The organism is Sphingomonas sp. JC676, assembly GCF_014489075.1.
In the GTDB taxonomy this organism is placed as follows: Bacteria; Pseudomonadota; Alphaproteobacteria; order Sphingomonadales; family Sphingomonadaceae; genus Sphingomonas.
In genome coordinates, this window is sequence record NZ_JACTGR010000003.1 from 502,529 (window position 1) to 515,310 (window position 12,782).

General features: G+C 65.8%; 13 protein-coding genes. 1 reads left to right on the forward strand and 12 read right to left on the reverse strand.

The annotated features are described in order from the left end of the window. Window positions 1–17 precede the first annotated feature (17 nt). From IAG41_RS13050 to IAG41_RS13105, 12 genes are all read right to left on the reverse strand, one after another. A complete protein-coding gene (locus IAG41_RS13050; protein ID WP_187729051.1) occupies window positions 18–401 on the reverse strand; it encodes a DUF6491 family protein in 384 nt (127 codons plus the stop codon). A 26-nt stretch (window positions 402–427) separates the two neighbouring features. Continuing rightward, entirely contained in the window at window positions 428–1,012 is a 585-nt protein-coding gene (locus tag IAG41_RS13055; RefSeq protein ID WP_187729052.1) for a thymidine kinase, read from the reverse strand. Beyond that, window positions 1,012–1,413 (reverse strand): 30S ribosome-binding factor RbfA, encoded by a 402-nt coding sequence (gene rbfA, locus IAG41_RS13060; RefSeq protein WP_187729053.1) that lies wholly within the window; start codon window positions 1,411–1,413, stop codon window positions 1,012–1,014. Before rbfA ends, IAG41_RS13055 begins: the two co-directional genes overlap by 1 nt. Next, window positions 1,410–1,841, reverse strand: a complete 432-nt coding sequence (locus tag IAG41_RS13065) for a PaaI family thioesterase (protein WP_187729054.1) — start codon at window positions 1,839–1,841, stop codon at window positions 1,410–1,412. The genes rbfA and IAG41_RS13065 overlap by 4 nt, the downstream gene beginning before the upstream one ends. 21 nt (window positions 1,842–1,862) lie before the next feature. Further along, window positions 1,863–4,574 (reverse strand): translation initiation factor IF-2, encoded by a 2,712-nt coding sequence (infB, locus tag IAG41_RS13070; protein WP_187729055.1) that lies wholly within the window; start codon window positions 4,572–4,574, stop codon window positions 1,863–1,865. Window positions 4,575–4,663: 89 nt separating this feature from the next. Continuing rightward, window positions 4,664–5,335 carry a DUF448 domain-containing protein gene (locus tag IAG41_RS13075; protein ID WP_262408647.1) on the reverse strand — a complete coding sequence of 224 codons (672 nt, stop codon included), beginning with the start codon at window positions 5,333–5,335 and terminating at the stop codon, window positions 4,664–4,666. Beyond that, window positions 5,316–6,965, reverse strand: a complete 1,650-nt coding sequence (gene nusA / locus IAG41_RS13080; RefSeq protein WP_187729056.1) for a transcription termination factor NusA — start codon at window positions 6,963–6,965, stop codon at window positions 5,316–5,318. The genes IAG41_RS13075 and nusA overlap by 20 nt, the downstream gene beginning before the upstream one ends. A gap of 3 nt (window positions 6,966–6,968) precedes the next feature. Continuing rightward, the gene (rimP, locus tag IAG41_RS13085; protein WP_187729057.1) at window positions 6,969–7,514 is read right to left on the reverse strand and encodes a ribosome maturation protein RimP; all 546 of its coding nucleotides are present in this window, start codon (window positions 7,512–7,514) and stop codon (window positions 6,969–6,971) included. A 153-nt stretch (window positions 7,515–7,667) separates the two neighbouring features. Further along, window positions 7,668–9,509, reverse strand: coding sequence for an alpha/beta hydrolase family protein (locus IAG41_RS13090; protein WP_187729058.1), 1,842 nt, complete (start codon window positions 9,507–9,509; stop codon window positions 7,668–7,670). 159 nt (window positions 9,510–9,668) lie between these two features. Further along, window positions 9,669–11,582 (reverse strand): alpha/beta hydrolase family protein, encoded by a 1,914-nt coding sequence (locus IAG41_RS13095; RefSeq protein WP_187729059.1) that lies wholly within the window; start codon window positions 11,580–11,582, stop codon window positions 9,669–9,671. 86 nt (window positions 11,583–11,668) lie between these two features. Further along, window positions 11,669–12,046, reverse strand: coding sequence for a PaaI family thioesterase (locus IAG41_RS13100; RefSeq protein WP_187729060.1), 378 nt, complete (start codon window positions 12,044–12,046; stop codon window positions 11,669–11,671). Then, entirely contained in the window at window positions 12,043–12,495 is a 453-nt protein-coding gene (locus IAG41_RS13105) for a PaaI family thioesterase (RefSeq protein WP_187729061.1), read from the reverse strand. The genes IAG41_RS13100 and IAG41_RS13105 overlap by 4 nt, the downstream gene beginning before the upstream one ends. Before the next feature lie 120 nt (window positions 12,496–12,615). Here IAG41_RS13105 and IAG41_RS13110 point away from each other — a divergent pair, with 120 nt between their 5' ends. Further along, a complete protein-coding gene (locus tag IAG41_RS13110; RefSeq protein ID WP_187729062.1) occupies window positions 12,616–12,771 on the forward strand; it encodes a hypothetical protein in 156 nt (51 codons plus the stop codon). Window positions 12,772–12,782: the final 11 nt, after the last annotated feature.

Here is a 12,782-nt window from a genome sequence, read left to right on the forward strand (position 1 = left end):
CGCGATGCCGCCAGCGCTCAGCCCTTCTTGGCCTTCTTCGCCTTTTTGGGCGGGGGACCGCTTTGGACGATGTCGGCGATCTTGCAGCGTTCGCGATCGGCGAAGATCGTGTCGCCGCGTTCCAGCGAACTGCCATTGCCGAAGGTGTCGAACCCGATCCGGATCGCGTAGGGCAGGTTCTGGCAGCGGGCGAAGAAGCTCACATAATACCAGTTGCGCTGGTTGTTCTGGATATAGACGCCCTGGCCGTCGGGCGCGGATTCGAAGGTGCGGACGCTGCCGCGCGTGATGAACGGGATGGAGGTGCTTTCACCCTTGGGAGCGGGCGCGGCGTCCTGGGCCTGGGCAGCCGCCGCGAGCGCCAGCACCGGCAACAGGGCGGTGGCGAAGAGCTTGGACATGGAAGGTCTCCTTACGTGACCGGATCCTAGCCGATCGCGCCTGTACGCTGCATGAAGTGGCGGCGGCACAATGCGACATAGCGCTCGTTGCCGCCGATCTCTTTCTGCTCGCCCTGGCGCACGGCATTGCCCTCGGCGTCGACCCGCAGGTTCATCGTCGCCTTGCGCCCGCATTCGCACACCGACTTGAGCTCGATGAGCGAATCGGCGAGCGCGAGCAGCTCGGCCGAACCGGGGAAAAGCTTGCCCTGGAAATCGGTGCGCAGGCCGTAGCAGAGCACCGGAATACCGACTTCATCTGCGATATGGGCGAGCTGGCGGACCTGCGCGCCCGACAGGAACTGCGCCTCGTCGACCAGCACGCAGGCAAGCGGGCTGCGGAAATGCTCGTCTTCGGTGATGACGCGCAGATCGGTCTCGCCGTCGAAGGGAATGGCGCTCGCTTGGATGCCCAGCCGCGAATCGATCACGCCCTTGCCGCCGCGATCATGGACGCCCGCGGTGAACAACAGGGTGCGCATGCCGCGCTCGCGATAATTGAAATCGGCCTGGAGCAGGGTGGTCGATTTCCCCGCATTCATCGAGGCATAGTAGAAATAGAGCTTGGCCATCAGTCCTGGGCGTCGGTCTTCAGATCCTGCGCCACTTTGGGATCACGCAGAAGCTTGTCGATATGGGTGCCTTCGTCGAAGCTCTCGTCCGCGAGGAATTTGAGCTTGGCGGCGTATTTGGTCTGCACCCGCGCAGCGACTTCGCGCTGGAGATAGGCGGTGTTGGTGCGCAGCGCCTTGAGCACCACCTCCTCTTCCTTGCCGAGCAGCGGCTTCACGAACACCGTGGCGTGACGCAGATCGGGCGACATCCGGACCTCGGTGACCGACACCAGGTGCCGGGCCAAAGTTTCGTCATGGACTTCGCCGCGCTGGAGGATCTCGCTGAGCACGTGGCGCACCTGCTCGCCGACGCGGAGCAGGCGGACGGAGCGGTCTTCGGTATTGGTCGCGTTCTTCATTGCTGTCCCCGGCGCGCCATCGCGCTTTCCATGACGCGGCTCGTGAAGGTGCCGCGGGCGACGAGCGCGCCGCCTTCGTCAAATAATTCGGCCTCGGTCACCGCGATCGTCTTGCCGAGGCTGATCACCCTGGCCTTGCCGGTGAAATGGCCAGGCCGCGCTGGCTTCAGGCAGACAATGTGGAAGTCGATCGTCGGCGCATAGACCGTACCCCCGCTCGCCGAGAACAGGGCCGGGCCCTGAGTATCGTCGAGCATCGCCGCGAGGAAACCGCCCTGCACGTTGCCCGCAGGATTGAGGAAGCGATCGTCGAGGACGAAGCCGATCTCGATCGTCTGCGCCGCGGGATCGATTGCCCTTACTTCCCACCCGAGCAACCGGGCGGAGGAGGGCACGGGGAAATCATCGAAGATCGACTGGACTCCCACGTCCCCTCCTCATGTCACCGGTCAGAGCGTGCGCTCGCGCATCTCGACTTCGAACGTCTCCAGGAAGTCGCCCGGCTTGATGTCGACGAAGTTCTGCGTGAACGTCACGCCGCACTCCAGACCCGCGCGCACTTCGGGGACATCGTCCTTGAAGCGACGGAGCGAGGCGATCTCGCCCTGGTAGATGATGACGTCCTCGCGCGTGATGCGTGCCTTGAGCGCCTTGCGGATGACGCCGTCGGTGACGAGCAGACCCGCCGCCTTGCCATGCTTGCCCGCCGAGAAGACCTCGCGGATTTCGGCGCGGCCGACGACCGTTTCGAACGCTTCGGGGCCGAGCGTGCCCGCCATGCCCGCGCGGATTTCGTCCGTGAGGTCATAGATGACGTCGTAATATTTCAGCGCCACCTTGTTTCGCTCGGCGATCTCGCGCGCCTTGGAGTTGGGACGAACATTGAAACCGATGATCGGCGCGCCCGACGCACCGGCGAGCGTCACGTCGCTCTCGGTGATGCCGCCGACGCCTGAGTGCAGGATGCGCACCTTGATGTCGTCGGTCGAGATCTTGTTGAGCGAGCCCACGATCGCCTCGACCGAACCCTGGGTATCGGCCTTGATCACCAGCGGATATTCGATCGCCTGCTTGTCCTTGAGCGCCGAGAACATGCTCTCGAGGCTCGCGGGCGCGTTGGTCGTGCGCTTCTGGAGCGCGACACCCGAACGATATTCGGCGACTTCGCGGGCACGTGCCTCATTCTCGACGACCTGGAGCGGATCGCCCGACATCGGGACGCCCGACAGGCCGAGCACCTCGACCGGCATCGACGGGCCGGCTTCCTTGAGCTGGCGGCCCTTGTCGTCGATCAGCGCGCGAACCTTGCCGCTCTCGGCGCCGATGACGAAAACGTCGCCGACCCGCAGCGTGCCGCGGCTCACAAGGACGGTCGCAACCGGACCGCGGCCCTTGTCGAGCTTGGCCTCGATCACCGTGCCTTCGGCGCCGCGATCGGGATTGGCCTTGAGATCAAGCAGTTCGGCCTGGAGCTGGATCTTCTCGACCAGCGAATCGAGCCCGATTTTCTTGAGCGCCGAAACCTCGACGTCCTGGGTCTCGCCGCCCATTTCCTCGACCATCACCTCATGCTCGAGCAGACGCTCGCGCACGCGCTGCGGATTGGCGTTCTCGCGGTCGATCTTGTTGATCGCCACGATCATCGGCACGCCGGCCGCCTTGGTGTGATTGATCGCCTCGATCGTCTGCGGCATCAGGCCGTCGTCCGCCGCCACCACCAGGATGACGATATCGGTGACGTTGGCACCGCGGGCGCGCATCTCGGTGAAGGCTTCGTGGCCCGGCGTGTCGAGGAAGGTGATCTTCGACTTGTCCTTCAGCGTGACCTGATAGGCGCCGATATGCTGGGTGATGCCGCCGGCCTCGCCCTTCACGACATCGGTGCCGCGGAGAGCGTCGAGCAGCGACGTCTTGCCGTGATCGACATGGCCCATGATCGTGACCACCGGCGGACGCGGCTTCAGCGTCTCCTCGGCATCCTCGACCGTATCGGTGACGAGATCGATATCGGCATCGGAAACGCGGACGATATTGTGCCCGAATTCGGTAACCAGCAGCTCGGCTGTGTCCTGGTCGATCGTCTGCGTCATCGTGACGGGCGAGCCCATCTTGAACAGCATCTTGACCAGGTCGGCACCCTTCTCGGCCATGCGGTTGGCGAGTTCCTGGACGGTGATCGCCTCCGGCACCACGACGTCGCGGACCTGCTTGACCTGCGGCTCGCGCGGGCCGCCCATGCGGCGATGTTCCTTCTCGCGCGCCCGCTTGAGCGCGGCGAGGGAGCGCGCACGCGCGCCGTCATTGTCGCCGAGCGCACGATTGACCGTGAGCTTGCCCGCCTGGCGGCGGTCATCGCCCTTGCGGTCGCGCTGCTGCGGTCGTGCCGGCTCGGGTCCCCGGCGCACCGGAGCGCCACCGCCAGGTGCGGGACGCTGTGCGGCGGGCGTAGAGGCGGTCGATGCCGACGTGGCGGCGGCGGTCGCTTGACGCTCGGGCTGCTTCGCCTCGGGTTCGGGCTTGGGCTCCGGCTTCGGGATTTCCGGACGCTGCACCGGCGTGAACAGGCGCGGCGCGGGGCGGCTCGGATCGAGCTGCAGGCCCACGGGGGCGGGAGGCGGCGGAGGCGCGGCAGGTGCCGGCTTCGGCGCGGCCTGAACGGGTTCGGGCGCGGGCGTGGCAGCCGGCTCCGGCTCGGAGGCCGGAGCGGGAGCGGGCTTGGGCGCCTTGGCCTCTGCTTCCGCGCGGGCGCGCTCCTCGGCGCGGCGCTTTTCTTCCTCGATCGCCTCGATGCGCTCGCGCTCTTCACGACGACGCGCTTCCTCAAGCGCCTGCATGCGCTGCTCATCGGCTTCGCGCAGCAGCTTGGCCTGGCGCTCCTGCGGCGACAGATTGTCGGCAGCGGGACGCGGCGCCGGCGGCGGCGCGGGGCGCTCTGCCTGGGGCGCAGGCGCGGCAACGGGTGCGGGCGCCGGAACCGGCGTCTGCTCTTCTTGCGGCGTGCCCTGCGGACCGAGGACACGCCGGCGCTTCACCTCCACGACCACGGTGTTCGAGCGGCCATGGCTGAAGCTCTGCTTCACCTTGCCCGTCTCGACCGTGCGCTTCAGACCCAGCGGCGCGCGCATGCCCAGTTTCGGCTTATCGTTGTCGGTATCGCTCATCGCGTACTCAAAATCCTTCGTTCGTATTCTTATTCCGGTCGGGCCGTTCGCATAGCGCCGATGCGCCGTGCGAATGGGTTTCGCAAGGCTCAGGGACTGCGTTCGGGGCCAATAAAGTGCAGCCAACGGTCGAGCGCTTCGCTCACCCGCTTGGCCGCCCGGGCATCGATCAGGCCGGCATGTACCACATTTTCGCGGCCAAGCGCCAAGGACAATATGGTGCGCGGGACAGGCAATGCCAATCCCTTGAGATCACCGCCCTCCTGATCCGAGCCGACGCGCCACGCCTGGGCGAGCTTTCGCGACCCGTCCTCGCCCGCATCGGCGGCATGGAGCAGCAGATGGAGCTTGCCGGATCGCGCCGCCTTGTCGAGCTTCTCGCCGCCGGTGACCACCGCGCCCGATCTGGATTCGAGGCCGAGCCGATCAAGCAAATTGCGCTGGAGCTGCGTCTCGATCCGCTCGCCGAGATCGTCGGGAATGCGGATCTCACCGGTCTTGAACGCGCGGGCGAGCGCGCCCTTCAATTTGCCCTTGACCTGCGCGGTTTCGAGCTCGGCGCGGGTGACGCCGATCCAGGCGCCGCGGCCCGGGGCCTTGGCACGAACATCGGGCAGCACTTCGCCGTCGGGCGAGAGCGCAAGGCGCACGAGATGCTCGCGCGCCTCGTGCTCGCCAGAGAGGATGCAGCGGCGGATGGGACCATCCGCCGCGTCATCACTGCCGTTTACGCTCGGCGTCTCATTGCTCGGATTCCGCAACAGCGTCCTCCTCGCCGGCTGCGCCGGTATCAGAGGCGGAGGCGGCCGGAGCCGTCTCTTCGTCCGCGAACCAATGGGCACGGGCCGCCATGATGATCTCGTTGCCCTGCTCGTCGCTCAGGCCATATTCGGCGAGCACGCCACCCTTGTCCTCGGTGCGCTTTGGCGCATCCTCGTTGCGGCGGCGCGGCTCCTGGCGCTTCTTCTGCACCAGTTCGTCGGTGGCGAGATCGGCGAGATCGTCGAGCGTCTTGATGCCCGCCTTGCCGAGCGTGACGAGCATCGCCTCGGTGAGGTACGGCATGGTGGCGAGATCGTCCTCGACGCCCAGCGCGCGGCGCTCGGTGCGATTGGCTTCCTCGCGGCGCTCGAGCGCTTCCTGCGCGCGGCTCTGCAGCTCCTGGCCGAGCTCCTCGTCGAAGCCCTCGATCGTAGCGATCTCGCCGAGCTCGACATAGGCGACCTCTTCGAGCGACCCGAAGCCTTCGGCGACCAGCAACTGTGCCAGCGTCTCGTCGACGTCGAGCTCGTTCTGGAACATCTCCGAACGCTCGACGAATTCCTTCTGGCGCTTCTCCGAGGCATCGGCCTCGGTCAGGATGTCGATCGCCTTGGCGGTGAGCTGCGAGGCGAGACGGACATTCTGGCCGCGGCGGCCGATGGCGAGGCTCAGCTGATCGTCGGGAACGACGACTTCGATGCGATCCTCTTCCTCGTCGATCACGACGCGGCTGACATTGGCCGGCTGCAGCGCGTTGACGACGAAGGTCGCGGTGTCGGGCGACCAGGGAATGATGTCGATCTTCTCGCCCTGCATCTCCTGGACCACCGCCTGGACGCGCGAGCCCTTCATGCCGACACAGGCGCCGACCGGATCGATCGACGAATCATGGCTGATGACGCCGATCTTGGCGCGCGAGCCCGGATCGCGGGCGGCCGCCTTGATCTCGATGATGCCGTCGTAGATCTCGGGCACTTCCTGCGCGAACAGCTTCTTCATGAAGTCCGGATGCGCGCGGCTGAGGAAGATCTGCGGCCCGCGATTCTCGCGGCGCACGTTGAGGATGATTGAGCGGACGCGATCGCCGACGCGAACGACTTCGCGCGGGATCTGCTGGTCGCGGCGGATGACGCCTTCGGCACGGCCGAGATCAACGACGACATGGCCGAACTCGACGCGCTTCACCACGCCGGTGATGATCTCGCCCATCCGGTCCTTGAACTCTTCGAACTGGCGCTCGCGCTCGGCGTCGCGGACCTTCTGGAAGATGATCTGCTTCGAAGCCTGGGCCTGGATGCGGCCGAACTCGATCGCGGGCAGCGGATCGACGATGTAATCGCCGACGACTGCGCCCTTCTGGAGCTTCTGTGCGTCCTTGACCGAGACCTGCTTGAAATAATCGTCGACCGCCTCGACCACCTCGACGACGCGCCACAGGCGCAGATCGCCCGAGACTGGATCGAGCTTGGCGCGGATATCGTTCTCGACACCGTAGCGGTTCTTGGCCGCGCGCTGGATCGCGTCCTCCATCGCCTCGATGACGATGGCCTTGTCGATCAGCTTTTCCTTGGCGACCGAGTCGGCAATGGCAAGCAGTTCGGCCTTGTTGGCGGAAATGGCAGTGGCCATTCTTTATCCTTCCACTTCGATAATCTTGTCGGCGCCCTCGACGGAGAGCGGCACGGTTGCGGCAATCAGGGCATCGGTCAGCAATAATTTGCCGTCGGCGATCTGCACGAACGGCACGGTGACCTCGCGATGCTTGCGGACGTCGATGGTGACAGTGTCGCCCTCGACGCCTGCGAGAATTCCGGTGAGCTGCTTGCGCCCGTCCTCGGTCGGCTCGGTCAAATTGACTCGCGCCTCATGCCCGGCCCAATCGGCATAGTCCTTCAACCGGGTAAGCGGGCGATCGATGCCCGGCGAGCTGACTTCGAGCCGATAGGCATAGTCGATCGGATCGCGGCCGGCGGCCTCGAGCTCGTCGAGCCGATCCGAGATGCGGCGCGACAGATCGGCGCAATCGTCGATGCTCAGCTGACGCGTATCGGGGCGCTCGGCCATGATCTGCAGCGTCGGATCGCTCTGGCCGCCGAACATCTTTACGCGCACAAGCTCGAGCCCGAGCGCCTTGGCTTCGGGTTCGATCAAGCTGGTCAGTGCGGCGATGTCCGCCATCGGGTCTCCGGCAATCAGATAAGCAGCTTCAGCGCCGAGACCCGGGGGCCTCGACCTCGATCATGTTTGACGATGTCCGAGAAAGCACCGGCTATATACGCGCTGGATGCTGTGGCGGCAAGACCCTGTAGGCGAGCCGAATTGTACGTTAATTCAGCTCGGATTGTTCGCGTCGAGAAAGGCGCCGACGCGGGCCAGGAAATCGGCCTCGTGCGCCGGATCGGAAAGGCTGTGACCCTCGCCCGGATAGGCGACATAGCCATGTGCGCGGCCCAGCCGGGTAAGCGCCTGGTGCAGCCGCTCGGACTGGTCGGGGGGCACCACCGTGTCCGCCGTGCCGTTGGCGATCAGGATCGGCACGCGCATCTGCTCGACGAAATTGAGCGGCGAGAGCGATTCGAGCGAGCGGGCATCGCCCTGGATGCGGCGGCGCCAGACACGGAAGTCGCGCTCGTCGAAGGTCTTGCGGTCATAGTCGAGCTGGCCCTTCACATCGGAAATGCCGGCGAAGCTGATCGCGCAGCGATACGTTTCGGGATTGCGCACCGCCGCCCACATCGCCGCATAGCCGCCGAACGACGCGCCCATGATGCAGACGCGCTTCGGGTCGGCAGTGCCCTGCCCGGCCAGCCATTTCACGCCATCGTCCACATCGTCCTGCATGCCGCGGCCCCATTCGCCGTCGCCCGCCGCGACGAACTGGTCGCCGAACCCGGTCGAACCGCGAAAATTGGGCTGGAGCACGGCATAGCCCTTGCCCGCCAGATATTGGACCCAGGGATCATATTCCCAATCGTCGCGCGCGAAGGGGCCGCCATGCGGCATCACAATCAACGGCAGGCCGGCGGCGGCGCGCCCGGGCGGAAGCGTGAGATAGCCGCGGATCTCAAGCCCATCGCGCGCGCGGTAGCGCACCGCGCGCATCTCTCCCGCCGGCGTTCCGCGGAGCGCCGGATTGATCTCGGCGAGCAGTTCGGCGCGGCCGTCGGCGACGAGATAATAGGCGCCGGGATCGCTCGCCGATTCGCTCAGCACCAGCAGGCGCGCGCAGTCGGCGCTGGCGGAGATGACGTGGTTCGACCGGCCGGGCAGCGCCACATCGATCGCCGCCTGCTGTTTCGCCAGCGCCGGATCGAGCCAATGCGTCTCGCGCCGGTCGAGCGTATAGTCGACGCCGGTCACGCGCCCATCGGTTCCGGTCTCGAAACCGTCCAGATCCACTTCGGGATTCTCGTAGAGGAGCGCCCCCAGCCGACCCTTGCGGAAATCATAGGTGAACAGCCCGGTGCGGCCGCTCCGCGTATCGGCAAGCGCATAGCCTTGATCGCTGTCCCGCACCGCGGTCAGCTGGTCGATGCCCGATCGCGGATCGGCGCCGCGGCCGGAGCGGCTGAACCGCTCGCCCTCGCCCCTGCGATAGAGCATCCAGGACTTGCCGCCCCTGGCGCCCATGCCCGCACGTACCACGCCGGCCGAATCGACCAGCCAGTCCCACACGCCCGGCTGCGGCGCGACCGCGAGCGTCGTCGCACCCGTGCGCAGATCGACACGGTAGATCGCCGGCGCCTCGTCCTCCTGGTCCTGGTGCTTGAGCAACAAGAAGGCGCCCGCGCGATCGATATGGACGAGTTCGTCGCCGGCGCCGCCCGCTCGATCCGGGCCGATCTGGGTCGCTGCGCCGCTGGTCAGGTCGATCGCTACCAGCCGCGTGACGTCAGTTCCGCCACGGCCAAGGCTGGCGAGCAGCCGGTTCGAATCGAGCCAGTAGAACCATTCGAGCCGCTCACCCTGCGGCAACGCGATCGGCTGCACGGCACGGGCGGGATCGGCAAGGTTGAACAAGGCGAGCCGCGAGCGGCCATCAAGCCGCGCCCGCGCGGCGACGCGAAGCCCGTCGGGGGAAAGCACCGGGTCGGCGATCGCGGGGCTGGCCGCATAGTCGGCTGCGCTCGGCACTGGATCGGCGCCCGCCCAGGCCGGCGCCGCAAGAACCATGGAAAACAGGGCTGCACCGCGCAGCAATCGCGAAAAGGTCAACTTGGACCCCCCAAGCTCGATTCGCCGCGATCATGCCCGCAGTCGCGAAGTTGCGCAAATCCGTATTTTTGCGCAACTTGATGATTTCACTACCGAAATGACGCTTATATCGTTGCGTCAGCTCGGATTATGGGCGTCGAGAAACTTGCCGACGCGGGTCAGGAAATCAGTGGCATGGACGGGATCGCTGAAGCCATGGCCCTCGTTCGGATAGGTAACATATTCGTGCGGCCGCTTGAGCTTCATCAGCGCCTCGTGCAGCCGCCGAGACTGATAGAGCGGCACATTATCGTCGTCCTCGCCGTGCGCGATCAGGATCGGCACGGTCATCTGCGCCGCCTGCTTGATCGGCGAGATGGTGTCGAGCTCGAAGCTCTTGTCGCCGCGGACGCGATCGCGCCAGTTGCGAAAATAGCGGGTCGCGGAAAAGGATTTGCGATCGTAGCGAAGCTGCGAGGCGACGTCTGAGATGCCCGCAAAGCTGATCGCGCACCGATAGATTTCCGGATTGCGCTCCGCCGCCAGCATCGCGGCGTACCCGCCATAGGAGGCGCCCATGATGCAGACGCGCTTGGCATCGACCGTACCGCGCTCGGCGAGCCATTTGACGCCGTCGTCGACATCGTCCTGCATCCCGCGACCGAACTGGCCATTGCCTTTTTCGACAAAGGCGCGGCCAAAGCCGGTCGATCCGCGATAATTGGGCTGGAGCACTGCATAGCCCTTGCTCGCCAGATACTGGACCCAGGGGTCATAGCCCCAGCTGTCCCGCGCGAAGGGGCCGCCATGCGGCATCACGATCAGCGGCAATTTGGCGGGATCGCGGCCCGGCGGCAGCGTGAGATAGGCACGCAGCTCGAGCCCGTCGCGCGCCTTGTACCGGACCGGCTCCATCGGCGCGAGCCGCTTGCCGCCCAATCCCGGAAAGGGCTCGGCGAAGAGATCCATGTGATTGGTCGTGCGGTCGTAGAGATAATAGACGCCGGGATCCTCCGCCGATCCGCTCCACACCAGCAGACGCATCTTGTCGCGGCTCGACGAGACGATGCGGTTGAGGTGCCCCGGCACCGCGCGATCGAGCTTGGCCTGGAGCTTCTTCATCTCGGGATCGAGCCAGGTCACCTCGGGCTTGTCGTCGTCGTAGAAGATGCCGCGCACCGTGCCGTCGGACGCGACATCGTAATCGGTGATGTCGACGACCGGATTCTCGTAGATCTTCTCGCCGAGCTGATCGTTCTTGAAATCGTAGCGATAGAGCCCGAAGCGGCCGCTGTCGCCCGCCGCCACGGCCAGCCCCTTGTCGCTGCCGACCACCGGCTCGAACGTGTCGATATGCGCGTCGTTGTCGTCGAAATCACGCCGCTTGGTGCGCGCGAAGGTCCCTTTCGCGCCGTCGCGATAATAGACCCACCACTTATCGTCGCGGATCGCGATTCCGGCGCGCACGACCCCCGACGGATCGGCGTACCAATTCCAGACATCCTCCCGTGCATCGACGACGCGCGAGGATTTGCCGGTGGCAAGATCGACGCGATAGACGACCGGATATTCGTAGATGCTGGGCTGAGTGGAGAGCAGCACAAAATTGCCGCCCTCATCGATATGGACAATGTCGTCGCCGTCCACGCCTTGCTCACGCGGACCGACGAAGCGCTGCTTGCCGGTATCGAGATCGAGCATCACGATGCGCGTCATCCGCTGCTCTTCCTCGAGCTCGCGCGTGATGGTGCTAAGGCTCACCAGGAGTCGCCGGCTGCCCGCCCAGCGAATCCATTCGATCCGATGCTTGTCGGGAACGGGTATGGGCTTGATCCCGGACGGCTGGACGATCAGCACCACCGACTTGCCCTTGATCAGGCCCTCCGCCGCTACTAGGCTGCCGTCGGGCGACAGCTTGGGGTTTTTGATCATCGGCACCGCACCGAAATCCGCTGCCGTGGGAACGGTGGGATCGGGATCGGCGGCGGGCGCGGGCCCGGACAAGGACAGCGCGCTCGCCAGTGCGAGCACGCTCAATAGCTTAACTTTCATGGGCTTGCCCCCCAAGCCTGTGGAATATGCTGCCAGATTGGCGCGGTTGCCGAGAGATTGGCAAGCGGGAAATGCTACCCCGAATGCTAGCGCACGATCAGATAGTTCATCCGCGCCGCGGCGATCGGGCGGTCGGGCTCGTCCTGCCAGGCGATCGCCTCGACATTGGCGACACGATTGCCCAGGCGCGTGACGCTGCCCTGCGCGCGGGTGAGCTTGTCGCGGCCGCCGCGCATATAGTCGACGGTCACGTTGATCGGCTTGATCCGACCGCCACCATCGGCCTCGAGCGCGTGCTTGAGCGCCATCACCGCCGCCATTTCGAGCAGCCCGCCGATGGCGCCGCCGTGGAGGAAGCCGGGACGCCCGATCACGTCGGTGTGGAACGGCAGCAGCAGCACCGGCGCGCCTTCGCCCGGCTCGATGCTGAGGCCGAGGAATTCGGCATAAGGCGGGAGTGTCACCAATAGCGGTCCGCCGCCATGAAGGTACCGGCGACATGCGCCAGCGGATCGTCCGGATCGCCGTCATGCGCCTGGCCCCGCACGAACGCGATCGAGCGGGTGATGCGATAGCATTCGCCGTGCCCGATCACCGCTTCGCCCGGGCGGCCGGGCCGCAGATAATCGATGCGCAGATCGAGCGTGGCATGCGGCGCGAAAGTGCCGAGCCTGCGCCACACCGCGACGCTGGTCGCCATATCCATCAGCGCCAGGATCGGTCCCGAAGCGAGCACGCCCGAAGCGGGATCGCCGATCAGGGCATCGGCATAGGGCAGCACCAGCTCGGCCCAGTCGTCGCCATGTGCACGGTGCGAAATCCCCAGCTGGCTCCCATGGCCGGCAAAGCGGGCATTGAAGAACAAGCGCGGATCGAAGCCCCTGGCAGGGGCAGTATTGTCGTCGCCGGACATGCCCTGCCCCTAACCGCGCATGCCCCATCGCGCAAACCCGGCACATTACGCCGATGTAACGTGAGCCGGGGAAGCGGCGCGCCTAGTTTCGCGGACGGGCAAGTTTGAAAGGGGGACACCATGGCTCTGATCCAGATCGATTTGAGCGAAATCGCCGAGCTCGGCACCCAGGTGGCGATCAACGGCGCGCTGCGCGCCGGCGAAGTCCAGGGCGTCGACGATCTGTTCGAATTCCTCGTCGGCATCGCAATCCTGATCTACGAGATCGCGCCCTGAGCGCGACGCAG